Origin of the sequence: Massilia sp. NP310, assembly GCF_019443485.1 — a bacterium.
Classification (GTDB): Bacteria; Pseudomonadota; Gammaproteobacteria; order Burkholderiales; family Burkholderiaceae_D; genus Telluria; species Telluria timonae.
The window spans coordinates 3,652,267-3,676,720 of sequence record NZ_CP080379.1 but is presented as its reverse complement, the minus strand read 5'-3'; the positions used below and the strand labels follow the sequence as shown (position 1 = coordinate 3,676,720).

Annotated in this window: 24 protein-coding genes; 14 read left to right on the top strand and 10 right to left on the bottom strand. The window is 65.7% G+C overall.

Annotated elements, in window-relative coordinates; all coding sequences use genetic code 11:
• Window positions 1–19: 19 nt before the first annotated feature.
• The 12 genes from KY496_RS16160 (at window position 20) to KY496_RS16105 (ending at window position 13,808) form a co-directional block, all read left to right on the top strand.
• The gene (locus tag KY496_RS16160; protein WP_219861516.1) at window positions 20–928 is read left to right on the top strand and encodes a DUF3667 domain-containing protein; all 909 of its coding nucleotides are present in this window, start codon (window positions 20–22) and stop codon (window positions 926–928) included.
• A 131-nt stretch (window positions 929–1,059) separates the two neighbouring features.
• On the top strand, window positions 1,060–1,962 hold the full coding sequence (locus tag KY496_RS16155) for an NAD kinase (protein WP_219861514.1): 903 nt from the start codon (window positions 1,060–1,062) through the stop codon (window positions 1,960–1,962).
• 66 nt (window positions 1,963–2,028) lie between these two features.
• On the top strand, window positions 2,029–3,693 hold the full coding sequence (gene recN, locus KY496_RS16150; RefSeq protein WP_184236589.1) for a DNA repair protein RecN: 1,665 nt from the start codon (window positions 2,029–2,031) through the stop codon (window positions 3,691–3,693).
• A 489-nt stretch (window positions 3,694–4,182) separates the two neighbouring features.
• Window positions 4,183–4,611 (top strand): organic hydroperoxide resistance protein, encoded by a 429-nt coding sequence (locus KY496_RS16145; protein WP_005664912.1) that lies wholly within the window; start codon window positions 4,183–4,185, stop codon window positions 4,609–4,611.
• Window positions 4,612–4,747: 136 nt separating this feature from the next.
• Window positions 4,748–5,851 carry a ferrochelatase gene (gene hemH, locus KY496_RS16140; RefSeq protein WP_219861512.1) on the top strand — a complete coding sequence of 368 codons (1,104 nt, stop codon included), beginning with the start codon at window positions 4,748–4,750 and terminating at the stop codon, window positions 5,849–5,851.
• 237 nt (window positions 5,852–6,088) lie between these two features.
• The gene (grpE, locus tag KY496_RS16135; RefSeq protein WP_005664916.1) at window positions 6,089–6,664 is read left to right on the top strand and encodes a nucleotide exchange factor GrpE; all 576 of its coding nucleotides are present in this window, start codon (window positions 6,089–6,091) and stop codon (window positions 6,662–6,664) included.
• Between the two features lie 121 nt (window positions 6,665–6,785).
• The gene (gene dnaK, locus KY496_RS16130) at window positions 6,786–8,735 is read left to right on the top strand and encodes a molecular chaperone DnaK (protein ID WP_005664918.1); all 1,950 of its coding nucleotides are present in this window, start codon (window positions 6,786–6,788) and stop codon (window positions 8,733–8,735) included.
• Between the two features lie 115 nt (window positions 8,736–8,850).
• Entirely contained in the window at window positions 8,851–9,981 is a 1,131-nt protein-coding gene (gene dnaJ / locus KY496_RS16125) for a molecular chaperone DnaJ (RefSeq protein WP_005664920.1), read from the top strand.
• A gap of 223 nt (window positions 9,982–10,204) precedes the next feature.
• A complete protein-coding gene (gene can / locus KY496_RS16120) occupies window positions 10,205–10,903 on the top strand; it encodes a carbonate dehydratase (RefSeq protein WP_184236592.1) in 699 nt (232 codons plus the stop codon).
• A complete protein-coding gene (locus KY496_RS16115) occupies window positions 10,881–11,249 on the top strand; it encodes a nucleotide pyrophosphohydrolase (protein ID WP_071361229.1) in 369 nt (122 codons plus the stop codon). The genes can and KY496_RS16115 overlap by 23 nt, the downstream gene beginning before the upstream one ends.
• A gap of 328 nt (window positions 11,250–11,577) precedes the next feature.
• The gene (locus KY496_RS16110; protein WP_005664925.1) at window positions 11,578–12,357 is read left to right on the top strand and encodes a gamma-glutamyl-gamma-aminobutyrate hydrolase family protein; all 780 of its coding nucleotides are present in this window, start codon (window positions 11,578–11,580) and stop codon (window positions 12,355–12,357) included.
• Window positions 12,358–12,437: 80 nt separating this feature from the next.
• Window positions 12,438–13,808 (top strand): glutamine synthetase family protein, encoded by a 1,371-nt coding sequence (locus KY496_RS16105; protein WP_005664927.1) that lies wholly within the window; start codon window positions 12,438–12,440, stop codon window positions 13,806–13,808.
• A gap of 33 nt (window positions 13,809–13,841) precedes the next feature.
• On the opposite strand, the gene KY496_RS16100 is transcribed toward KY496_RS16105, so the two are convergent.
• The 3 genes from KY496_RS16100 to KY496_RS16090 all read right to left on the bottom strand — a co-directional run bounded on the left by KY496_RS16100 (window position 13,842) and on the right by KY496_RS16090 (window position 17,239).
• Window positions 13,842–15,302 carry a sodium:solute symporter family protein gene (locus KY496_RS16100; RefSeq protein WP_005664929.1) on the bottom strand — a complete coding sequence of 487 codons (1,461 nt, stop codon included), beginning with the start codon at window positions 15,300–15,302 and terminating at the stop codon, window positions 13,842–13,844.
• A gap of 128 nt (window positions 15,303–15,430) precedes the next feature.
• The gene (locus tag KY496_RS16095) at window positions 15,431–16,177 is read right to left on the bottom strand and encodes a LytTR family DNA-binding domain-containing protein (protein ID WP_005664932.1); all 747 of its coding nucleotides are present in this window, start codon (window positions 16,175–16,177) and stop codon (window positions 15,431–15,433) included.
• Window positions 16,178–16,180: 3 nt separating this feature from the next.
• A complete protein-coding gene (locus KY496_RS16090; protein WP_219861510.1) occupies window positions 16,181–17,239 on the bottom strand; it encodes a sensor histidine kinase in 1,059 nt (352 codons plus the stop codon).
• Between the two features lie 177 nt (window positions 17,240–17,416).
• Here KY496_RS16090 and KY496_RS16085 point away from each other — a divergent pair, with 177 nt between their 5' ends.
• The gene (locus tag KY496_RS16085; protein ID WP_219861508.1) at window positions 17,417–18,193 is read left to right on the top strand and encodes a DeoR/GlpR family DNA-binding transcription regulator; all 777 of its coding nucleotides are present in this window, start codon (window positions 17,417–17,419) and stop codon (window positions 18,191–18,193) included.
• Window positions 18,190–19,338 carry an MFS transporter gene (locus KY496_RS16080; protein ID WP_005664937.1) on the top strand — a complete coding sequence of 383 codons (1,149 nt, stop codon included), beginning with the start codon at window positions 18,190–18,192 and terminating at the stop codon, window positions 19,336–19,338. Before KY496_RS16085 ends, KY496_RS16080 begins: the two co-directional genes overlap by 4 nt.
• On the opposite strand, the gene thpR is transcribed toward KY496_RS16080, so the two are convergent.
• From thpR to hda, 7 genes are all read right to left on the bottom strand, one after another.
• Complete coding sequence (gene thpR, locus KY496_RS16075; protein WP_219861506.1) at window positions 19,328–19,840, bottom strand: RNA 2',3'-cyclic phosphodiesterase; 513 nt, start codon at window positions 19,838–19,840, stop codon at window positions 19,328–19,330. The two genes, KY496_RS16080 and thpR, sit on opposite strands and share 11 nt — an antisense overlap.
• 10 nt (window positions 19,841–19,850) lie before the next feature.
• Window positions 19,851–20,717 (bottom strand): 3-methyl-2-oxobutanoate hydroxymethyltransferase, encoded by an 867-nt coding sequence (gene panB / locus KY496_RS16070; RefSeq protein ID WP_370659819.1) that lies wholly within the window; start codon window positions 20,715–20,717, stop codon window positions 19,851–19,853.
• Between the two features lie 76 nt (window positions 20,718–20,793).
• Window positions 20,794–21,141: a DMT family protein gene (locus KY496_RS16065; protein WP_005664942.1), complete on the bottom strand. Its 348-nt coding sequence runs from the start codon at window positions 21,139–21,141 to the stop codon at window positions 20,794–20,796.
• A gap of 12 nt (window positions 21,142–21,153) precedes the next feature.
• A complete protein-coding gene (gene folK, locus KY496_RS16060) occupies window positions 21,154–21,627 on the bottom strand; it encodes a 2-amino-4-hydroxy-6-hydroxymethyldihydropteridine diphosphokinase (RefSeq protein WP_219861505.1) in 474 nt (157 codons plus the stop codon).
• Window positions 21,624–23,015 carry a polynucleotide adenylyltransferase PcnB gene (pcnB, locus tag KY496_RS16055; RefSeq protein ID WP_005664946.1) on the bottom strand — a complete coding sequence of 464 codons (1,392 nt, stop codon included), beginning with the start codon at window positions 23,013–23,015 and terminating at the stop codon, window positions 21,624–21,626. Before pcnB ends, folK begins: the two co-directional genes overlap by 4 nt.
• Window positions 23,008–23,682, bottom strand: coding sequence for an HAD family phosphatase (locus KY496_RS16050; RefSeq protein WP_184236615.1), 675 nt, complete (start codon window positions 23,680–23,682; stop codon window positions 23,008–23,010). Before KY496_RS16050 ends, pcnB begins: the two co-directional genes overlap by 8 nt.
• Complete coding sequence (gene hda, locus KY496_RS16045; RefSeq protein WP_219861503.1) at window positions 23,679–24,362, bottom strand: DnaA regulatory inactivator Hda; 684 nt, start codon at window positions 24,360–24,362, stop codon at window positions 23,679–23,681. The genes KY496_RS16050 and hda overlap by 4 nt, the downstream gene beginning before the upstream one ends.
• Window positions 24,363–24,454 lie beyond the last annotated feature (92 nt).

Here is a 24,454-nt window from a genome sequence, read left to right as displayed (position 1 = left end):
TACTGACGGAAGGCGCGCCTTGAGCACCGACACCCTGATCCACGACGCCGGCATCGCCTGCAAGAACTGCGGTACGACTACGCAAGGCAATTACTGCCAGCAGTGCGGGCAAGCCACCCACCTGCACGTGCCGAGCGCGCGCGAATTCCTGCACGAGTTCATCGCCCACTACCTGGCGCTGGAGGGCAAGCTGTGGAAGTCGCTGGCCCTGCTGATCGCCAAGCCGGGTTTGCTGACCTGCGAATACATCGAGGGCCGCCGCGTGCGCTACCTGGAGCCGCTGCGCCTCTACCTCACCTTCAGCATCATTTTCTTTACGGTGTTCAAGTTCAGTGGCGTCGAGGTGGCGAACATCGACGAACCCCCGCCGGCCCTGTCCGCCGCAGTGGCGGAGGGACGTGCCAAGGAGACTGTGCTGGGCCCGGTCGTGGGGATAGACGCCGCCGAATATGAAAGAGTCCTGGGCCAGCTCAATAAGCGGGCCAGCGGCCTGCATCCCGTGCTGCGCGATCGCATCGCGCGCTTTCTGGCGATGACGCCGGCCGGGCAGAAGACGGTGATCAAACAGGCGTTTTTCAGCTACACGCCTTATGCGATCTTCGCCATGATGCCGCTGTTCGCGCTCTATCTGAAGATCCTGTACCTTGGCAGCGGGCGCCGCTACGGCGAGCATTTCCTGTTCGCCCTCCACGTGAATGCTTTTGCCTTCCTGATGCTGTCGGTCATGATCCTGGTGCCGGAAACCTGGAAATTCATTACCTTCGCGCTGCTACTGTGGCTGGTGTTCTACCTTCCGGCGGCGATGCGTCGCGTCTACGAGAGCGGCTGGGTGGGCACCATACTGCGCTGGATCGTACTGATCTTCGCCCACATCGTGACCCTGGTCTCGGCCGTATTGACCGTCATGGTCATGGCAATGATGGGCTGAATCCGGATGCTCTTGCCGGGCAGGGGCGGCGCCAGCTATACTGTTCATCTATACAGTCATTGCCGAGCGCCGTATGGCAGCCGCAGGGATTATCGGTTAATCTCCAGCGTACCTTAACCACAGAGACCGTCATGCCCGCTTCGCCCCAACCGCAACAGATCATCGCGCTCGTGGTGCGGCACAATACGGCGGGCGTCGAAGAGCCGGTCGGCCGCATCCGCGATTTCCTGCAAGAGGCGGGCTACCGCGTGGTGTTCGAGGCCGATACCGCGGCGCACCTGCAACTGGATAACATCGATTCGATGACCGTGGCCGAGATCGGCGCGCAGGCGAAGATCGGGATCGTGGTCGGCGGCGACGGCACCATGCTCGGCATCGCGCGCCAGCTGGCCGAGTACGACATTCCCCTGGTCGGCATCAACCTGGGCCGGCTCGGCTTCATCACCGACATTCCGCTCGACGACATGCTGCCGGCGCTCGGCGCGATCCTGCAAGGCCGCTCGCGCGCCGAGAAACGCACCCTGCTCGAGGCGCGCGTCATGCGCGGCGGCGAGCAGATCTTCTGCAGCGTGGCCGTCAACGACGTGGTCGTGGCGCGCGGCACCGGCGCCGGCATGGTCGAACTCAAGCTGACCGTCGACGGTCAATTCATGTACAACCAGCGTTCGGATGGCCTGATCGTGTCCACGCCCACCGGCTCCACGGCCTACGCGCTGTCGGCGGGCGGGCCGCTGCTGCATCCGAGCCTTGGCGGCACGGTGCTGGTGCCGATCGCGCCGCATGCGCTGTCGAACCGGCCGATCGTGGTGCCGGATACCAGCGAGATCGTGGTCGAACTGGTCAGCGGACGCGACATCAGCGTGAACTTCGACATGCAGACCTTCACCAGCCTGCAACTGGGTGACTGCATCGTCATTTCGCGCTCACCGCACACGATCACCTTCCTGCATCCGCTCGACTGGAGCTATTACCACACGCTGCGCCAGAAGCTGCACTGGAACGAATACCCCACCAACGACGGCAGGCTCAAGTAAGACGCCGGAATTGTCCGCCCGACTTGTTCGCCACAGAATCGCCAATCACCGGAGACCCGATTTTTCATGCTGCGCACACTGACCATCCGCGACTTCGTCATCGTCGACGCGATCGAACTGGAGTTCTCGAACGGCTTTTCGGTGTTCACCGGCGAGACCGGCGCCGGCAAGTCGATCCTGATCGATGCGCTGCAGCTGGCGCTGGGCGGACGCGGCGACGCCAGCATGGTGCGCGAAGGCGCCGCCAAGGCCGACATCACGGCCGATTTTTCGCCGACCGCGGCGGCGTCGCGCTGGCTCGAGCAGCATGAATTCAGCGTCGAGGAGGGCGGGGCGCTGCTGCGCCGCGTGATCGACAACGCCGGCCGCTCCAAGGCCTATATCAATGGCGTGGCGGCAACCGCGGCCCAGCTGCGCGACCTGGGCGAGCTGCTGGTCGACATCCACGGCCAGCATGCCCACCAATCGCTGCTCAAGCCGGACGCCCAGCGCGCGCTGCTCGACAACCAGATCGCGGTGCGCGATCCGCAGGCGCGCATCGAGGCGCAAGAGGTGTCGCAAGCCTGGCGCGCCTGGCGCGCGCTGGTGCGCCAGCGCGAAGAATACGAGGCCAATGCCAAGAACGTGCTGATCGAGCGCGAGCGCCTCGAGTGGCAGGTCAGCGAGCTCGACAAGCTGGCGCCGAAGGCCGGCGAATGGGTCGAGATCAGCAATGAGCACAGCCGCCTGTCGCACGCCGCCAGCCTGCTCGAAGGCGCCCAGGAAGCCTTGGCCGCGATCTCGGAATCGGAGCATCCGATCCTGTCGCAGCTGTCCTCGCTCAATGCCAAGCTCGGCAAGCTGGTCGACGTCGACGCCCAGCTGCAGGCGGTGCTCGACTGCATGGAGCCGGCCCGCATCCAGCTGCAAGAGGCCGTATCGGAGCTGAACAACTATATCGACAAGGTCGAGCTCGACCCTGAGCGCCTGCGCGACGTCGATGCCCGCATGGACGCCCTGCACAGCGCCGCGCGCAAGTACCGCGTGACGCCCGAAGAACTGCCCGAGGAACACGCGGCGCTCGGCGCCAAGCTGCGCCAGCTGGCCGACGCCACCGATATCGAGGGCTTGCGCAAGCAGGAAGACAAGGCCAGGGCCGTCTACATGGACGTGGCCGGGCGCCTGTCGGCGCGCCGCGTCAAGGCCGCCGCCGAACTGGGCGCGCAAGTGACGGCCGCGATGCAGGAGCTCAGCATGAGCGGCGGCAGCTTCGCCATCGGCCTGAACAGCGGCGAGCCGGGCGCGCATGGCCTCGAACAGGTGGAATTCCTGGTCGCCGGCCACGCCGGCGTGGCGCCGCGTCCGCTGGCCAAGGTGGCCTCGGGCGGCGAACTGGCGCGCATCTCGCTGGCGATCTCGGTGATCACCTCGAACGCGACCACGGTGCCGACCCTGATCTTCGACGAGGTCGACACCGGCATCGGCGGCGGCGTGGCCGAAGTGGTGGGGCGCCTGCTGAAGCGCCTGGGCCAGCAGCGGCAAGTGCTGTGCGTGACCCACTTGCCGCAGGTGGCAAGCCAGGCCAACCAGCATTTCCAGGTGGCCAAGGGCACGACGGGCGAGGGCCGCACCGTGTCGCGCATCGACGTGCTCGACAGCCGCGCGCGGGTGGAAGAGGTGGCGCGCATGCTGGGCGGGATCGAGATCACCGAAACCACGCGCAAGCATGCGCGGGAGTTGCTCGCTTCCTGAACCACTGCGGTTCGGCTACGGAGTAGAACTCTAGCTCCATCACCGGTGTCTGATGCTACGTATACTGGCAAGGAAGCACATCATCGCATGACGCATCTTTGTCGCGAAAACCAAGCGATAGAGATTGAATACGTTGGATGTGCATGGCGTGCGGTCAGTAGCGAGTTGTGGCATATGAAGCACGGTCCGCCACCATCGCTGTTGCAGCGAGAACGGCGCTACCCGTGGCGAGTCTGGCGGTGACGTCAGACACTGCTGCCGATATTTAATCGGCGGGAGGCGGGAAAGTCACGCCTGTCAGATACGAACACGGTCAACAGGACGGTTCGGGGCAGGAAGAGGACGCTGAGTACATTTGCTCACGTCTTTGATAGCAGCTCTTCATTCCGATGTCATGCCGCTTTCTTCATTCTGTGGCAGAGTGACGTTCGACCTGCGGCCTTCGCGCCGCAGCATCGTCCGCCACCCCCAACCATGGAAGGAATTCGCATGAGCATCGAAAAAGTCCTGTACCGCGCCCAAGCCACCTCGCAAGGCGGCCGTGAAGGCACCTCGAAAAGTTCCGATGGCGTTCTTGACCTGAAACTGAGCACGCCGAAGGAACTCGGCGGTGGCGGCGGCCCGGGCACGAATCCGGAGCAGCTGTTCGCGGCCGGCTATTCGGCCTGCTTCCTGGGTGCCCTCAAATTCGTGGCCGGCCAGGCCAAGGTCGCGCTGCCGCAAGACCTGACCATCACCGGCGACGTCGGCATCGGCCAGATCCCGACCGGCTTCGGCATCGAAGTCGACCTCACCATCAAGGCCCCGGGCATGGACCAGGCCCAGCTGCAAGAGCTGGTCGACAAGGCCCATATCGTGTGCCCGTACTCGAACGCCACCCGCGGCAATATCGACGTGCGCCTGCACGTGAACACTTGATTCTGGCGGCATAAGACGTGTCCGTGGCGCAAGCGCCACGCAAGGCGGTGGCGGCGCCCTCGCAAAAAGAGGGCGCCGCCTGCCGGGTCGGCAGGCTGCACTTATAATAGGCAGGTCCTGTCAACATCCCTCATGTATGCCATTCCGTAAAGAACCGCCTCACATCCACGGCAGCGTGTCGCGCAGCGCGATCGTCCTGGTCAACCTCGGCACGCCGGACGAGCCCACCCGTTCCAGCGTGCGCCGCTACCTGAAGCAGTTCCTGTCCGATCCGCGCGTGGTCGAGATCCCCAGCCGCATCTGGTGGTTCATCCTGAACCTGTTCATCCTGCCGTTCCGCTCCGGCCAGTCGGCCGCCAAATACCGCACCATCTGGACCCGCGAAGGCTCGCCCCTGCGCATCCACACCGCCCAGCAGGCCGCAAAACTGCAGGCGTTGCTGGCCGAACGCGGCCACGAAGACGTCAAGGTGGCGATGGCCATGCGCTACGGCACGCCGTCGCTGCCCGACGTGCTCGATCAACTGAAGGCCGATGGGTGCGACCGCATCGTCGTGCTGCCCGCCTACCCGCAATATTCCGGCACCACCACCGCCTCGATCTGGGACGCGGTGTTCAAGCATTACGGCCAGGTGCGCAATGTGCCCGAGCTGCGCCTGGTGAAGCACTACCACGACCATGAAGGCTATATCAACGCGCTGCGCGACAGCGTCCAGGCCCACTGGGACGCCCACGGCCGCGGCCAGAAGCTGGTGATGAGCTTCCACGGCACGCCCAAGCGCACCCTGGAGCTGGGCGACCCGTACTTCTGCGAATGCCAGAAGACCGGGCGCCTGCTGGCCGACGCGCTCGGGCTCGGGCCGGACGACTACCTGGTCACCTTCCAGTCGCGCTTCGGCAAGGCCGAATGGCTGCAGCCGTACACCGCGCCGACCGTGCAGCAGCTGGCGCGTGACGGCGTCGAGCGCATCGACGTGCTGTGCCCGGGCTTCACCAGCGACTGCCTCGAGACGCTGGAAGAGATCTCGATGGAAGTGCGGCACGATTTCGAAGCCAATGGCGGCAAGCAATTCCACTACATCCCCTGCCTGAACGCCTCGCCGTCCTGGATCCACGGCATGGCCGAGATCGCCGAGCAGCACCTGATCGGCTGGTCCACGATCCAGACCCCGGCCCAGCGCGAGGCACGCCGCCTCGACGCCGAGCGCGGCGCGCAGAACGCGGCCCGCCTGGGCGCCTGACCCTCCACATGCCGGCGCCACGCCGGCATGTTTTTACGGACGTCCGCAAGCGCTTGCTTATTGACAACCTGCTAAAATGCCAGGTTGTTGGTGCTGGGTGCCGTATTTATCCGTTTTTCAGATGCCATCTCTGCAATTCCCCTTGAAATTGTAGGAGATCGCCCCATCTGGGGCGCTGTGTATCGATCCGGATACGTTTCTAACTCAGCCAAGTCCTTGATTCTAGGAGTTTTTCCGATGCAAGACCAAGAAAACAAAGAGGTGCTCGACCAGCAAGCTGGCGAAGCGCCTGCCGCTGACGCCACTGAGGGTGCGACCGCACAAACCGCCGCTCCGGCCGCGCCATCGGCCGAACCGGGCCTCGAAGAACAACTGAGCGCGACCGAAGCCAAGCTGGCCGAGATGCATGACGCCTTCATGCGCGCCAAGGCCGAAGCGGACAATATCCGCCGCCGCGCCCAGGAAGACGTGAGCAAGGCCCACAAATTCGCTATCGAAAGCTTCGCCGAGGCCATGGTGCCGGTGCGCGACAGCCTGGAAATGGCCGTCAAGGTCGAAGCCCCGACGGTCGAGTCGATCAAGGAAGGCGTCGAAATGACCCTCAAGCAGCTCACCGCCGCGTTCGAGAAGAACCGCCTGGTCGAAGTGATGCCGCAGGCGGGCGACAAGCTGGACCCGAACAAGCACCAGGCCGTGGCCGTCGTGCCGTCGGAACAGGAAGCCAATACCGTGGTCACCGTGCTGCAGAAGGGCTATATGATCGCCGACCGCCTGCTGCGTCCGGCCATCGTGACCGCCGCAGCGCCGAAATAAGGAGCCGCAGCGGCATCTGTGTGTGTTCTAACTGACGCTGTCAACTGAGCCACTTGAAAGCACGCTGCCCCTTCCCAATATTGAATCCATCAGAAATTCACAAATACTAAAGGAACACATCATGGGCAAAATCATCGGTATCGACCTGGGCACCACCAACTCCTGCGTCGCCATCATGGAAAACGGTACCCCGAAGGTGATCGAGAACGCCGAAGGCGCGCGTACCACGCCGTCGATCATCGCCTACCAGGAAGACGGCGAGATCCTCGTCGGCGCGCCGGCCAAGCGCCAGGCCGTCACCAACCCGAAGAACACCCTGTTCGCCGTCAAGCGCCTCATCGGCCGCAAGTTCGACGAGAAGGAAGTGCAGAAAGACATCTCGCTGATGCCATACCAGATCGTCAAGGCCGACAACGGCGACGCCTGGGTCGGCGTGCGCGACAAGAAACTGGCAGCCCAGCAGATCTCGGCTGAAGTCCTGCGCAAGATGAAGAAGACCGCCGAGGACTACCTGGGCGAAGAAGTCACCGAAGCCGTCATCACCGTGCCGGCCTACTTCAACGACTCGCAGCGCCAGGCGACCAAGGACGCCGGCCGCATCGCCGGCCTGGACGTCAAGCGCATCATCAACGAGCCGACCGCGGCCGCACTGGCATTCGGCCTGGACAAGACCGACAAGGGCGACCGCAAGATCGCCGTGTATGACCTGGGCGGCGGCACCTTCGACGTCTCGATCATCGAGATCGCCGACGTGGACGGCGAGAAGCAGTTCGAAGTGCTGTCGACCAACGGCGACACCTTCCTGGGCGGCGAAGACTTCGACCAGCGCGTGATCGACTACATCATCGACGAATTCAAGAAGATCAACGGCCTCGACCTGTCGAAAGACCCGATCGCCCTGCAGCGCATCAAGGCGTCGGCCGAGCGCGCCAAGATCGAACTGTCGTCGTCGCAGCAGACCGAGATCAACGAGCCGTACATCGCCATGGCGAACGGCGCGCCGGTCCACCTGAACCTGAAGATCACCCGCGCCAAGCTGGAATCGCTGGTCGAGGAACTGATCGCCAAGACCATCGAGCCATGCCGCATCGCGATCAAGGATGCCGGCGTCAAGGTCTCGGACATCGACGACATCATCCTGGTCGGCGGCATGACCCGCATGCCGAAGGTGCAAGAGAAAGTGAAGGAGTTCTTCGGCAAGGATGCACGCAAGGACGTGAACCCGGACGAAGCCGTCGCCGTCGGCGCCGCCATCCAGGGCTCGGTCCTGTCGGGCGAGCGCAAGGACCTGCTGCTGCTGGACGTGACCCCGCTGTCGCTGGGCATCGAGACCCTGGGCGGCGTGATGACCAAGATGATCCACAAGAACACCACGATCCCGACCAAGTTCTCGCAGGTGTTCTCGACCGCCGACGACAACCAGCCGGCCGTGACCATCAAGGTTTATCAGGGCGAGCGCGAAATCGCGCAAGGCAACAAGAGCCTGGGCGAGTTCAACCTGGAAGGCATCCCGCCGGCAGCACGCGGCACCCCGCAGATCGAAGTGACCTTCGACATCGACGCCAACGGCATCCTGCACGTCGGCGCGAAAGACAAGGCCACCGGCAAGGAAAACAAGATCACCATCAAGGCCAACTCGGGCCTGTCGGAAGAAGAAATCCAGAAGATGGTGAAGGACGCCGAGCTGAACGCCGAAGAAGACAAGAAGGTCAAGGAACTGGCCGAAGCCCGTAACCAGGGCGACGCGCTGGTCCACTCGACCCGCAAGTCGCTGACCGAATACGGCGACAAGCTGGACGCGGCCGAGAAAGAGAAGATCGAAGCGGCGATCACCGACCTGGAAGGCGCGATCAAGAGCGGCGACAAGGCGGACATCGACGCCAAGACCGCGGCCCTGTCGAGCGCAGCGCAATCGCTGGGCGAGAAGATGTACGCCGACATGCAGGCGCAGCAAGCTGGCGGCGCGGGCGCCGCGGGCGCGGGCGCCGGCGCGGCCGGTGGCGAACAGTCGGCCAAGCAGGACGACGACGTGGTCGACGCCGACTTCAAGGAAGTGAAGGACGCCAAGTAAGCGTCTTTGGCGCGGGAACGAACAGCTTCCCGCGCACAGGCCGAGCCGACACCTTCACTGGTCATCGGCTCGGTTTTTTTGTCAGAGATACAGCAGATAACTTTAGGTGCCGACCATGGCGAAGCGTGATTTTTACGAGATCCTCGGGGTCGCAAAGGGTGCGTCGGAAGACGAGATCAAGAAGTCGTATCGCAAGCTTGCGATGAAGTACCACCCTGACCGCAACCCGGACAACAAGGAAGCGGAAGAGAAGTTCAAGGAGGTCAAAGAGGCCTACGAGATGCTGACCAATCCGGAGAAGCGCGAAGCGTATGACCGCTACGGTCACGCCGGCGTCGACCCGAACAGCGGCATGGGCGGCGGCTTCGGCGGCGGCGCCGGCGGTTTCGGCGATGCCTTCGGCGACATCTTCGGCGACATCTTCGGCGGCGGCCGTGGCGGCCGCGGCGGCGGTCCGCAGGTGTACCGCGGCGCCGACCTGCGCTACAACCTCGAGATCACGCTGGAACAGGCGGCCCACGGCTTCGACACCACCATCCGCGTGCCGAGCTGGGACAAGTGCGACACCTGCCACGGCAGCGGCGCCAAGCCGGGCACCCAGCCCGTGACCTGCACCACCTGCGCCGGCCACGGCCAGGTGCGCATGCAGCAGGGCTTCTTCAGCATCCAGCAGACCTGCCCGAAATGCCATGGCAGCGGCAAGATCATCCCCGAGCCGTGCGCGGCCTGCGGCGGCGCCGGACGCATCAAGCGCAACAAGACGCTGGAAGTGAAGATCCCGGCCGGTATCGACAACGGCATGCGCATCCGCTCGTCGGGCAATGGCGAGCCGGGCACCAACGGCGGGCCGCCGGGCGACCTGTATGTGGAGATCCACATCAAGCAGCACGCGGTGTTCCAGCGCGAAGGCGACGATCTGCATTGCGAAATGCCGATCTCGTTTTCCAAGGCGGCCCTGGGCGGCGAGATCGAGGTGCCGACGCTCACCGGCAAGGTGTCGTTCACGGTGCCCGAAGGCACCCAGACCGGCAAGACCTTCCGCCTGAAGGGCAAGGGCATCAAGAACGTGCGCTCGGGTTATACCGGCGACCTGTTCTGCCACGTGGCGGTAGAGACCCCGGTCAAGCTGACCGACAAGCAGAAGGAACTGCTGCGCGAGTTCGACCGCCTCACCAGCGAAGGCGGTTCCAAGCACAGCCCGCAAAGCAAGGGCTGGATGGACAAGGTCAAGGACTTCTTCGAATAAGCATCCCTTACCGCCGACAGCGCAAGCATCGGCGGTTTTTTTTGCCTGCCGGCTTGGCAATATGCCAACCGGTCGCGCCGGGGCCGCGGACCGCGTGCCGAGACCGCGCCCATCAACACTGTTACACTTCGTGTATTTTGAGGAGTGCCTCGCCAAGCGCCTGCGCAGAACGGGCCTGGCAACGTCCCGCGCGGGACGGCAACACACAGCATAAGGAATCACAATGGACAAGTACAAGACCAAGGGACTGACCGCGGCGGAGCTGTTCGAACGGAACCGTACCTGGGCCGCCTCGATGGTGGCCGAAGACCCGAACTTCTTCAAGGCGCTGCAAGACCAGCAGGCGCCCGAATACCTGTGGATCGGCTGCTCGGACAGCCGCGTGCCCGCCAACGAACTGCTGGGCATGGCGCCGGGCGAACTGTTCGTCCACCGCAACATCGCCAACGTGGTCGTGCACTCCGACCTGAACTGCCTCTCGGTGCTGCAGTTCGCGATCGACGTGCTCAAGGTCAAGCACATCATCATCTGCGGCCACTACGGCTGCTCGGGCGTGCATGCGGCGCTGACCGACGGCCGCGTCGGCCTGGCCGACAACTGGCTCGGCCACGTGCGCGACGTGCGCGACAAGCATGGCAAATACCTGGGCAACGTGGTCGGCCGCGCCGCCACCAACCGCCTGGTCGAACTGAACGTGGCCGAGCAGGTCATGAACACGGCCCACACCACCATCGTGCGCGACGCCTGGGAACGCGGCCAGCCGCTGACCATCCACAGCTGGGTGTACGGCGTGCATGACGGCCTGTTGCGCGACCTGGGCATCACCATCAGCAGCTTCGAGGAAATCGCGCCGAAGCTCGAGCGCGTGCTGAACGGCTACGTGGACGGCGGAGAAGTGCGTGACGAACGCCGCGGACAGTGATCTCGCGCGCCTGCGCGACCTCGTTCGCGTATTCGTGGACGAGCGCGACTGGGACCAGTTCCACACGCCCAAGAACCTCGCCTCGGCCCTGAGCGTCGAGGCGGCCGAGCTGCTGGAGCATTTCCAGTGGCTGCAGACGGGCCGCGCCGAGGAGCTCGGCGCTGCCAAGCTCAAGGAAGTGCGCCACGAGATGGCCGACGTGCTGGTCTACCTGGTGCGGCTGGCCGACAAGCTGGACGTCGATCTGTTCCAGGCGGTCGAAGAAAAGATGGTGCTCAATCGCGCCAAGTATCCGGCCGAGCTCGTGCGTGGCGATATGCGCAAGTACGACGAGTACAAGAAGTAGGAAGGCCTCGCCTTCATGCATTTACCGGGCGTCGGCATCCCGCCGACGCCCCACCCCTCCAGCGGTACCGCGATCGCCATCCCCTGGCGCTTGCCCCTATCCTTGCATCCCACAATTGCTTCATAAAGATTTCGTGACAGCCAGAAACGTGTGGGCCTTCTTTGTCGAATGACATTAAACTTTTGACATTGGAATAGCAGTTTTTGAGCAGATCGGCAGGAGAGCCGCCGCCGTGGATCCCATGGCGCTTGATCTGGATTAAAGGCCCTCGCGCAGGACCGGATTGCCCGTACCATGGTCTCGCGCGCTCGAACACAAGGTAGACACCATGCGCCCCATCGTCATCGTTCCCGCATGCACGCGTGATTTCGGCGAACACCCGTACCACGCGGCCCAGCACAAGTACGTCGACGCCGTCACCCTCGGCGCCGATTGCGCGTCCCTGATCCTGCCGTCGCTCGGTGCGTCGCTGGACCTGGACACCCTGTTTGGCACCATCGACGGCATCATGCTGACCGGTTCGGCATCGAATGTGCATCCCAGTTATTACTCTGAAGAAGTGCTCGATCCCTCGCTGCCGCAAGACCCGGCGCGCGACCAGACCACCTTGCCGCTGATCCGCGAGGCGGTGCGGCGCGGCGTGCCGATCATCGCGATCTGCCGCGGCTTCCAGGAGATGAACGTGGCGCTGGGCGGCAGCCTGCACCAGGCGGTGCAAAGCGTTGCTGGCAAATTCGACCACCGCGAGAATCCCGAGCTGGGCATGGACGAACAGTATGGCGACGCCCACAACGTCAGCCTGTGCCCCGGTGGCCTGCTGGAACGCATCCTGGGCGTGCCCGAGATTCCCGTCAATTCGCTGCACGGGCAGGGCGTGAACGAACTGGCGCCCGGCCTGACGGTCGAAGCCTTGGCAGAGGACGGTCTGGTCGAGGCATTCACGGTGTCGAACGCGCCCGGCTTCACGCTGGCCGTGCAGTGGCACCCCGAGTGGCGCATCCAGCACAATCCGTACTCGATGAAGATGTTCGGGGCCTTCGGCCAGGCGTGCCGCGAGTACCATGAGCGGCGCTGCGAAAATCATGACCGGCGCCGGAGCGCCGCATGAGCGCCTCTACCAAGGGGCCGGGATCGCGGCCCCCCGACTCTCCTGCCTGCTGCACCCTTCAACGACAGTGAGGCAACTACATGGCAATTCGCGAAAAGTTCAGCTATACCGATATGGAAGAGTGGCTCGATGCAAAGCGGGTCACCGAGATCGAATGCCTGGTCCCCGACCTGACCGGGGTGGCGCGCGGCAAGATCCTGCCGCGCGTAAAATTCGCCGACGACCGTGGCATGCGCCTGCCCGAGGTGGTGCTGGGCATGACCGTCACCGGCAACACGCCGGAGCGCGATGACGCCTACGAGCGCGCCATCTCGAGCATCGACCGCGACATGATCCTGCGCGCCGACCCGACCACCATCACCATGGTGCCGTGGGCGGCCGACCCCACCGCGCAAGTGATCCACGACTGCTATTACGCCGACGGCCGGCTGGTCGATTTCGCCCCGCGCAGCGTGCTGCGGCGCGTGCTCAAGCTCTATGAGCAGCGCGGCTGGAAGCCGGTGGTGGCGCCCGAGCTCGAGTTTTATCTCACCGCCAAGAACATCGATCCCGACCTGCCGCTGGCGGCCCCGATCGGCCGCAGCGGCCGCGCCGAGACCAGCCGCCAGGTGTACAGCATCGACGCCGTCAACGAATTCGATCCGCTGTTCGAGGACATCTACGATTACTGCGAGATGATGAACCTCGACGTCGACACCCTGATCCACGAGATCGGCGCCGGCCAGATGGAGATCAACTTCCAGCACGGCGAACCGCTGGGCCTGGCCGACAAGGTCTTCTATTTCAAGCGCACCCTGCGCGAGGCCGCGCTCAAGCACGATATGTACGCCACCTTTATGGCCAAACCGATGGCGGGCGAGCCCGGTTCGGCGATGCACGTGCACCAGAGCGTGGTCGATGCCGAGAGTGGCAAGAACATTTTCAGCAACGACGACGGTTCGCCCTCGGCGCTGTTCCAGCAGTACATCGGCGGCCTGCAGCGCTACATGCCGTCGGCGATGGCGATCGTCGCGCCTTATGTGAATTCCTACCGCCGCATCGTGCGCGAAACGGCGGCGCCGATCAACCTGCAGTGGGGCATCGACAACCGCACGGTGGGCTTCCGGGTGCCGGTGTCGGGTTCGCAGGATCGCCGGGTCGAGAACCGCGTGATCGGCGCCGACGCCAATCCTTACCTGGCGCTGGCGATCACCCTGGCCTGCGGCTACCTGGGCATGACGGAAGCGATCGAACCGTCACCGATGGTCGAAGGCAATGCCTACGATATGCCGGTGGAGCTGCCGCAGGGCCTGTCGGAGGCGATCACCCTGCTGCGGCGCGAGGACCGGCTGCGCGACGTGCTGGGAGAGCGCTTCATCGACGTCTACACGGCGGTGAAGGAGCTCGAGCATCGCGAGTTCATGCAGGTCATCAGCCCGTGGGAACGGGAGCATTTGCTGCTGCATGTCTGAGCGGCAGGCGCGCGCCTGACGAGCGACCGCTCGTCAGGCTCGCGCCTCCAGCACCTGCTGCGCCTCGCCGCGATTCTTGAACACCTGCGGCGCCAGCGACCCCACCACCATGCCGATGAAGGCGGCGATCAGCCCCGCCAGCTGGCCCGGGAAGTGCTCGCCCAGCGACGTGATCTGCTCGAAGAACAGGATCCAGGTGAACAGGCCGGCGCCGATCGAGAACATGGCGCCCTGGGTGGTCGCGCGCTTCCAGTACAGGCCCATCACCAGCGGAATGAAGGCGCCGACCAGCGGCACCTGGTAGGCGCCCGAGACCAGCTCGTAGATCGAGGTGCCTTCCATCGCGATCGCGTACAGCAGCACCAGGGCCGCGAACACCACGATCGAGATGCGCATCGCGAACAGCTGTTCGCGGTCGGTCATGCCCGGACGCAGGTTCTTGAGGATGTTTTCCACGAAGCTGGTCGACGGCGCCAGCAGGGTCGCCGACGAAGTGCTCTTGATCGCCGACAGCAGGGCGCCGAAGAACAGGATCTGCATGAACAGCGGCATCTGCGTCATCACGAAGGTCGGCAGCAGGCGCTGGTAGTCGTTCTGGGCCAGGTCGAGCGCGGTGCTGCCCATCACGACCACGGCGGCGGCCACGATGAACATCGGCACGAAGGCGAACACGATGTAGCTGGCGCCGCCGACGATGGCGCCAGTGCGCGCGGTCGGCGCGTCCTTGGCCGACATCACGCGCTGGAACACGTCCTGCTGCGGGATCGAGCCGAACATCATCGTGACGGCGGCGGCGATGAAGAACATCACGTCCTTGAGGCTGGGCTCGGGCAGGAAGCGCCACAGGTCGGCCTGCTGGGCCATCGCCAGCACATTGCCGGCGCCGCCGGCCAGGTCGGCGGCGAACCAGGCGATCACGCTCATGCCGACCACCAGCACGATCATCTGGATGAAGTCGGTCACGGCCACGGCCAGGAAGCCGCCCACCACCACGTAGATCAGCACCGTAAGGGTGCCGACGATCATGCCCACCGCCGGCGACATGGCGCCGGCGGTCAGCACCGAGAACACCAGGCCCAGCGCCGTGATCTGGGCCGCGACCCAGCCCAGGTAGCTCAGGATGATGGCCACCGAGCAGAACACCTCGATGCCCTTGCCGTAGCGCTGGCGGTAGTAGTCGCCGATCGTCAGCAGGTTCAGTTTATAGAGCCGGGCGGCGAAGAACATGCCGACCAGGATCAGGCACATGCCGGCCCCGAACGGATCCTCGACCACCGCGTTCAGGCCGCCCTGCACGAACTTGGCCGGGATGCCCATCACGGTCTCGGCGCCGAACCAGGTGGCGAAGGTGGTGGTGATCACCATGATCAGCGGCAGGCTGCGGCCGGCGACGGCGAAGTCGCTGGTGTTCTTGATCCGTGTGCCCGCCCACATGCCCAGGGCAAGCGTACCCAACAGGTAGAGCACGACGAAAGAGATCAGGGTGATATTCATGCTGGTGAGTGCTCCGAAGGCCAGGAATTATTATCGGGCGGAAAATTCGCGATTATAAAGGCAGAACCCGGCGGTAAGTGCAACTTTGCGCCGATTTGCCAGTCAATGTTTCCTGAAAGTAAATTCACTCAGATTGCCATCTCACGCAGCAGCTTCGAAGCTTCGCGGTTGGCGCCAATGCAGGCGCCGTCGCGCATGAAGATCTGCAGCTGCGACTGCTCGTCGGCGCGCATCGATTCGACGAAGTCGAGATTCACGAGCGCCGAGCGGTGCACGCGGATGAAGCGCTGCGGGTCGAGCTGTGTCTCCAGTTCCGAGATGCCGATGCGCACCAGGAAATGCTGGCCACGCGCCACGATCACCGTGTACTTCGAATCGGCCTTCATGTATTCGATCTCGCCCACCGCGAGCGGGAAGATGCGGCCGCGGTCGCGCACCAGGATGCGGTCCAGCCGCGCCGGGCCGCTCGCCGCGCGCGCCAGCGCGTCCTCGAGGCCGGCGCGATCCTGCTGCGGTTCGGCGCCGTCCAGCAGGCGCGCCACGCTGGCCGCGAAGCGCGCCCTGGTAAACGGCTTGAGCAGGTAGTCGACCGCGTGCAGTTCGAAGGCGGTCACCGCGTACTGGTCGTAGGCGGTGGTGAACACGATTTGCGGCAGGTAGTCGAGCCGGCGCAGCACCTCGAGGCCGGTCATTTCGGGCATCTGGATGTCCATGAACACGACATCGGGGCGCAGCTGCCCGATGCGTTCGAGCGCGCTGGCGCCATCGGCGGCTTCGCCCACCAGGCGCAGGGCGGGATGGGCATAGATGGCGTCGCGCAGCACGTCGCGCGCCAGTGGTTCGTCTTCGGCGAAGAATACGGTCTTGGTGTTCATGTGTCAGGTGCAGGGGAGGGTGACCGAGACGGCAAAGCCGGCCCCGGGACGCGAATCGATTTCCAGGGCCGCGCGCCCGGCGTAGTCGAGTTCGAGGCGGCGGCCGATGGTGCGGATGCCCAGGCCGGGCGAAGCGGCGATCGCTTCCTGGGCGGCGCCCGGGCCGTCGTCGCGCACGGTCAGGCGCAGCAGGCCCGCATCGGCGTCGCGCCGGCTCTCGATGCGCAGCAGGCCGGGCCGGGTATAGGGATTGAAGGCATGCTTGATGCTGTTTTCGATGAGCGGCTGCAAGGTCAGGGCGGGCAGCAGAAGGTCGCCGGTGTCGGGATCGAGATCCCAGTGCACCTGCAGCCGCGATCCCAGGCGCAGCTGCTCCAGCTCCAGGTAGTCGCGCGAGAATTGCAGCTCGGCGTCGAGCGTCACGCGGTCGGCGCCGGCGCGCTCGGTATCGAGCACATAGCGCAGCATGTCGGAGAACTGGAACAGCGCCGTCTCGGCGGCGGCCGGGTCGCGCTGGGTAAGGGCGATGATCGAGTGCAGGGTATTGAAGAGAAAGTGCGGATTGAGCTTGCTGCGCAGCGCGCCGAGTTCGGCGGCAACGAGCAGGGTGCGCGCCTGCTGGGCTGCAAGCGCCTGGCGCTGGGCGGCGGCAGTGGCGCGCATCGTATGGAACAGGCCGGCCACCACGGTATAGCTCATGACGTTGTACAGGAACGGCCAGACATGCCACTCGATCCCGCGCTCGAGAGGCTCCTGCAGGAGCGTCAGCACCATGTGCGCGCCGAAGGCGAACGCCAGCGCCGCCGTGAAGTGGATCGCGCAGCGCAACCCCAGCCCCACGCCGCGCCGCTCGAACCAGCCGGTGAGCGGCCAGACCAGCGTCAGCACGATTGCCGAAGGCGCGATGCTCACGAAGGCGAAGAAGATCATCGCCGGGTCGAAGTTCCCGGTCAGCAGGGTGTCGGTCTGGAGCACCACCGCGATCAGTACGATGTACACCAGCCAGATGGCGATATAGCCGCGCCACATCGGGGTCAGGGAAATGGACTTGATCAGGTTCATCTATTCAGTATCGTCGAGATTGCATCGCTTGCGCCATGCCATGCGCCCAGTTGCAGGAATTACGGCACGAGTTGCGGCCTGGATGCGACGACGAGTAGTGATGCATGTTTTTGCATGTTGTTGCATGAAGCTGCATGTTTGTGTACAGTGGCGCATCAAGCGAACTGGAGCGAATACATGCAATTGCCGGAAGAACGACGCCAACTGATCGCCGACGCGGTCGAGCGTGAAGGACGGGTCTCGGCGGCCGAGCTGGCGCTACGCCTGTCGACGTCCGAAGACACGATCCGGCGCGACCTGCGCGACCTCGATGCGGCCGGCCTGCTGCGGCGCGTGCACGGCGGCGCGATCCGCCTGCGTCCGGCCGCCAGTTTCGAGCAGCGCGCCGCCAGCGACCTGCCGCGCAAGACGCAGCTGGCGCAGGGGCTGCGCGAGTGCATCCGCCCCGGCGACACGGTCCTGATCGACGCCGGCTCGACCCACCTGGCGCTGGCGCGCCTGCTCGAAGACGGCTGCTGCGCCGCCATCGTCACCAACAGCCCGCAGATCGCGCTGGCGCTGGGTGGTTTCCAGCGCACCCGCATCGTGCTGCTGGGCGGGACCTATCATCCGAACGAGGGCGCGGTGATCGGCGCCGCCACCCTGGCCGGGGTCCAGCGCCTGCGGCCCGACCTGGGCGTGGTGGGCGTGTGCGCGCTCGACCCCGCGCGCGGCCTGGCTGCCTCGAATCCCGAGGAAGCGGCGCTCAAGGGGGCCATGCTGGCCGCGAGTGCGCGGCGCGCGGTCGCCGTCCTCAACGAACGCTTCGACGACCGCGCGCCTTTCCTGTTCGGCGCGCTGGACCAGATCGACCACCTGGTGCTGGAGGCCGATGCGCCGCCTGCCGCCATCGCCTCGCTGCGCGAACGCCATCCCGCGCTCGACATCAAACTCACCGACAAGGCCCCGGCATGACCCACGTCTCCACCATCGAACGACGCAGCATTGAAGCCGGCCGCTGGGCCATCTCGACCGTCTTCCTGCTCAACGGCGCCGGCATCGGCCTGTGGGCCGCCCACGTGCCGACCGTGCAGGCGCGCATGGGCATCGATACCGGCATGCTCAGCCTGGTGCTGCTGACGATTGCCGGCGGCGCCCTGATGGCGATGCCGCTGATGGGCGGCCTGACCGGGCGCTGGGGCACGCGCCGCATGGTGCTGCTGTCGGGCTTCGCCTTCGCCCTGATGACGGCCGTGATCATGAGCATGCCGAACCTGCCACTGCTGTTCGTGGCGGCCTTCCTGTTTGGTGTGTCCAACGGGGCGCTGGACGTGGCCATGAACGCCAACGCCAGCGAGGTCGAGACCGCGCGCGGCCTGCCCACCATGTCGTCGTTCCACGGCTTCTTCAGCCTGGGCGGCCTGTTCGGCGCGAGCCTGGGCGGGGTGCTGGTCGGCCAGGGCCTGGGGCATGGCGAAGGCGCGCTGATGGTGGCGCTGGCGACCGCCGTGGCGCTGGCCCTGACGGCGCCGCGCGTGCTGGGCTTCGCGGCGCACGCGAGCGGCAGCCACTTCATGCTGCCGCGCGGCGCCGCCCTCGGCCTGGGCCTGCTGGCGCTGCTGTGCTTCGCGGTCGAAGGCGCGCTGGTCGACTGGAGCGCGCTGCTGCTCGAGGAGCGCACCGGCGCCTCGCCGGCGTCGGCGGCGCTGGGCTACTCGGCGTTCTCGATCGCGATGGCGGCCTGCCGCTTCGCCGGCGACCGCATCATCCTGCGCGTCGGCGCGATGCGCGTGATGGTGATCGGCGGCCTGGCCATGTTCGCCGGCCTGGCGCTGGCGGTCCTCAGCACCAATTTCGTGCTGTCGAGCTGCGGCTTCGCCCTGGTCGGCCTGGGCGCGGCGAACGTGGTGCCGCTGCTGTTCGGCGCCGCCGCGCGCATCCCCGGCATGCATCCCGGCGCGGGCGTGGCGGCGGTGGCCACGCTGGGCTATGGCGGCCTGTTGCTGGCGCCGCCGGTGCTGGGCTGGGTGGCGGTGCACTCGAGCGTGATGGTGGCGCTCGGCGCGCTGTCGCTGTCGGGGATCGTGATCGCGCTGAGCGCGCGGGTGCTCAAGCGCTGATGTACTCGCGCAGCACGGTGTAGACGCCGCCCTGCGATTCGACCAGCGCATACCTGTCGGCCTGCCAGGCGATCGGCGGACCATCCTGCGGCACGGCGACGCCGCCGGCGCGGCGCGCCATGGTGACGTGCGGCCGATAGCTGCGCTGCTCCGGCTGCAGGCCGAGGCCGACCAGCGCATTCGCCAGCCGCGCGTGCAGGGCCAGCAGTGCGGGTGGCTCTGCGAAGGGTTCGAGCACCGCGATTCCATGCGGCCACAGCACGGGTTTGCCGAGATCGAGCCGGAACGTTTCGAACGGGACCGCGAATCCAGCGAGGAGTTCGGGCAAGCGTTCGGAGGGAACGTCGCCCAGGAAGTGCAGGGTGAGGTGCAGCTTGTCGGCATGGACCGGCGTTGCGCCGCGTGGCCACTGCCAGGCATCGCGCCGCTCGCGCAGCTGCGCGCGTATCGTGGCCGAGGGCCACAGGGCCAGGAACAGACGCGATGTCTTTTGCTGGCCCATGATGCTTACCTTAGAAGCAGTGTTCCGGCGCCGGGAAGCTGCCGTCCTTCACGGCCGCCACATAGGCCATGACCGCCGCGTCGATGCTGGTCTGGCCATCCATGAAGTTCCTTACGAAGCGCGCCTTGCGGCCCGGGAACACGCCCAGCAGGTCGTGCATCACCAGCACCTGGCCCGAGCAGTCGGGACCGGCGCCGATGCCGATGGTCGGCACCGACAGCAGCTCGGTGACTTCGCGGCCCAAGGCCGCCGGCACCGCCTCGAGCAGCACCACGGCGGCGCCGGCCGCCTGCAGCGCCAGCGCGTCGTTCTTTAGGCGCTCGGCGCCTTCGCCGGTCTTGCCCTGCACCTTGAAGCCGCCCAGCTGGTGCACGAACTGCGGGGTCAGGCCGATGTGGGCGCACACCGGAATGCCGCGCTCGACCAGCAGGCGCACGGTGTCGGCCAGCCAGGCGCCGCCCTCGATCTTGACCATGTGGGCGCCGGCGCGCATCAGCTGCACCGCGCTGTCGTAGGCCTGCTGCGGGTTGCCGTAGCTGCCGAAGGGCATGTCGGCCAGCACCAGCGCGTTCTTGTTGCCGCGCGCGACCGACGCGGTGTGATAGACCATGTCGGCCACCGTCACCGGCAGGGTCGAATCGTGGCCGGCGCACACCATGCCCAGCGAATCGCCGATCAAGAGGATCTCGACGCCGCAACGGTCCATCAGCGAGGCGAAGCTGGCGTCGTAGCAGGTCAGCATCGCGATCTTGTCGCCGGCAGCGCGCTTGGCGAGCAGCGCGGGAACGGTCACGGCCTTCGGCAACGCGGGCGCCGGCGCCGGCGCCGTGGCGGCGCCGGTCGTGGCCATATCGTTACCCTGCAAATAAGAGCTCATACAAATCCTTTGGTAAAACTGGAACGTCCAGATCCGCGTAGTGTAATGCGGCGCCCGCGAACCTGCAGGCAAATGGTCAGGACCGGAAGATGAAATACACCGCGCCGACCAGGCACAGGCCTGCCCAGACGTAGTCCAGCTTGAACGGTTCGTTCATGTAGAACATCGCGAACGGCACGAACACGGTCAGGGTGATCGCCTCCTGCATGATCTTCAGCTGCGCCAGCGAGAACTGGGTGTGGCCGATGCGGTTGGCCGGCACCTGCAGCAGGTATTCGAACAGCGCGATGCCCCAGCTGATCAGGGCCGCCACGTACCAGGCGCGGTGCTGCAGGCCTTTCAGGTGGCCGTACCAGGCGAAGGTCATGAAGACGTTCGACAGGATCAGGAGGCCCGTGGTCTGGGCCCAGACGGGCAGGTTCATGGGTGCGCTTTCCTACGCGAGCTTGGCGATGGTCTGGCCGGCCACCAGCGCCGCGAAATTGCGCGCCGGGCCGTGGCCGGGAATGTCGATGTCGGGAGCGATCTCGAGCAGCGGCTGCAGCACGAAGGCGCGTTCATGCATGCGCGGATGCGGCACCGTCAAGGTCGGGCTGGCGATGACCTCGTCGCCGTACAGCAGCAGGTCGAGGTCGAGCGTGCGCGGCGCGTTGCGGTAGGGCCGCTCGCGGCCGTGGGCCTGCTCGATGTCCTGCAGCGCGGCAAGCAGGTCGTGCGCCGCCAGCGTGGTGTCGAGGCAGGCCACGGCATTGATGTAGTCGTCGCCGCTCGAATCGACCGGGGCGGTGCGGTACAGGCTCGAGGTGTGCAGCAGCGTGCTGCCGTCGAGCCGCGCCAGGCGCGCCAGCGCGTCGAGCACGTTCGCCTGCGCGTCGCCCAGGTTGGCGCCGATCCCGACCCAGGCCTTCATTCTTCCGATCCGGCCGCGGCTGCCGGTGCCGCGCCGCCCTCGCCACTGCTCTTGCGCGGGCCGCGACGTGGACGGCGCTTCTTCGGCGCGCCATTGGTGGCGCCGCCTTCGCGCTCGCGCGTGTTGGCCGCAGCCACCAGGCGCTCGCGGTCGCCGCCTTCGGCCGCATAGAACTCGGTCCACCATTCGCCCACCTCGGCAGGCAGTTCTCCCGACTGGCAGCGCAGCAGCAGGAAGTCGTAGCCGGCGCGGAAGCGCGGGTGTTCCAGCAGCTTGTACGGCGCGCGGCCGGCGCGGCGCTCGAAGCGCGGCTGCATGGCCCAGATGTCGCGCATATCGGTGGCGATGCGGCGCTGCAGGGCCAGGTTCTCGGTTTGCGTCTCGAGCACGGCGTCGGCCGCCAGGTGCAGCGCGGGAATCGGCGCCTCGCCGGCGGCGCGGTAGGCGGTCCATTTTTCGAGCACCTGGTGCCACAGGAGCGAGGCGAACAGGAAGCCGGGCGAGACGCCCTTGCCGGCCTTGACGCGCGAGTCGGTGGAATCGAGCGCCAGGGTCACGAACTTCATGCCGATCGGCTGCTCCAGCACCACGTCGAGCAGGGGCAGCAAGCCATGGTGCAGGCCGGCCGAGCGCAGCTCCTTGAGGCAGGCCAGGGCGTGGCCCGACAGCAGCAGCTTGAGCATTTCGTCGAACACGCGCGCCGCCGGCACGTTGTCGATCAGCGGCGCCATGACGGGGATCGGCGCGCGCGTGGTCGGCTCGATCGTGAAGCCCAGCTTGGCCGCGAAGCGCACCACGCGCAGCATGCGCACCGGGTCTTCGCGGTAGCGCGCCTCGGGCATGCCGATGATGCGCAAGGTCTTGGCGCGGATATCCTCGATGCCGCCGTGGTAGTCCAGCACCGATTGGGTGGCCGGATCGTAGTACATCGCGTTGATGGTGAAGTCGCGGCGCGCCGCGTCTTCGTGCTGCGGGCCGAAGCTGTTGTCGCGCAGGACGCGGCCGTGTTCGTCCTTGGGCGCGTTGTCGCTGCCGTTGCCGCGGAAGGTGGTCACCTCGAGCAGGTCCTGGCCGAACATCACGTGCACGATCTGGAAGCGGCGGCCGATGATGAAGGCGCGCCGGAACAGTTTTTTGACCTGCTCGGGCGTGGCGTCGGTGGCGATGTCGAAGTCCTTGGGCTTCACGCCCAGCAGCAGGTCGCGCACCGCGCCGCCGACGACGAAGGCCTTGAAGCCGGCTTCCTGCAGGGTCTGCGTGACGCGGATCGCGTTGGACGAGACGTTCTTGGGGTCGATGCCGTGTTCGGCCGGGCCGAGGATGGTCGGTTCGGTGGCGTCGCGCTGGTCTTTCACACCCAGGATTTTACGGATGAATTTTTTAATCATTGAATAGTTGGATGGTTGGCCAGCCCTGTTGCTGCGCGTGGCTCGCGAGCGCGGCGCTCGGATTGGTCGCGACCGGATGGGAGACGATGGACAGCAGCGGAATGTCGTTGTGCGAATCGCTGTAGAAATGGCTGCGGCCGAAGCTGCCGAACGGCTGCCCCAGGCGATCCAGCCAGGCGTGCATGTGCGTGATCTTGCCCGGGCCCGAGGTCGGGGTCCCGGCCAGGCGTCCGGTCAGGTTGCCGGCGGCGTCGCGTTCGGGCATGGCCGCGATATGGTGCTCGACGCCGAAGGCGGCCGCGATCGGCGCCGTGATGTAGTGGTTGGTGGCGGTGATGATCGCCACCAGGTCGCCGGCGTCCTGGTGCTCGCGCACCAGCTTCAATGCCTGCGGCTTGATGGCCGGCTCGATCACTTCGCGCATATAGCGCGCATGGAGGGATTCAAGCTCCAGGCGGGAAAAGCTCGCCAGGGTGCCGAGCGCGAACTCGAGGTATTCGACCGGGTCGAGCACGCCGGCGTTGTACTGGGCGAAGAAGGCGTCGTTGCGGGCGCGGTAGGCGTCGCCGTCGACCGCGCCGACCCGCGCCAGGAATTCTCCCCATTCGTGGTCCGAATCGAGCGGCAGCAGGGTGTGGTCGAGGTCAAACAGGGCAAGGTTTTTCATTCTTTGGGTTCAAGCGGCAGATTCTCTTGCAACAGCAGGTCGCGCAGCAGGGGCAGCGTGACCGGGCGCTGGGTTTCGAGCGAATACTGGTCCAGCGCGTCCAGCATGGTCGACAGGGAACGCATGTCGCGTTTGAAATGAGACAACAAATAGGGTAACACGCTGGCCGACAAGGTCAAACCGCGCGCCTCGGCGGCGTGCGTCAGCGCTTCGATCTTCTGGTCGTCCGACAGGCCGTGGATCTGGTACACCAGGCCCCAGCCCATGCGGGTGCGCAGGTCTTCGCGCACCTGCAGCACGGCCGGCGGCACCGGCCCGGTGCAGACCATGTAGGCGCCGTGCTCGCGGATCTGGTTGAACAGCGCGAAGGCGTCGATCTGGCGTCGCGGGCTGAGGCGGTCGCAATCGTCCAGCAGGTACAGCGTGACCTCGGGCGCGTGCACGAACTGCTCGGCAGGCGCGCTTGCTGCGATGTAGCGCGAGGCCGGGCTGGCTGCCAGCGCCTGCAGCAGGTGGGTCTTGCCGGCGCCGGTATCGCCCCACAGATAAGCGAAGTGCTCGCGCGAGACGCGCTCGGCGAACAGGTGCATCAGGTGCGCCAGTTCGGCATTTTCCCCCACCTGGAAGGTGTCGAGGCTGTGCGCCGGCTCGGCGCCTAAATCGAGCACCAGCTGTTTCATGGCGTTCGTCGGTTCATGCCCGCGGTAAGGGAAAATGGCATGCCAGTAAGGTGATTTCCGCTGCGCTGTTAATCAAATTAGTTCGTCAAACG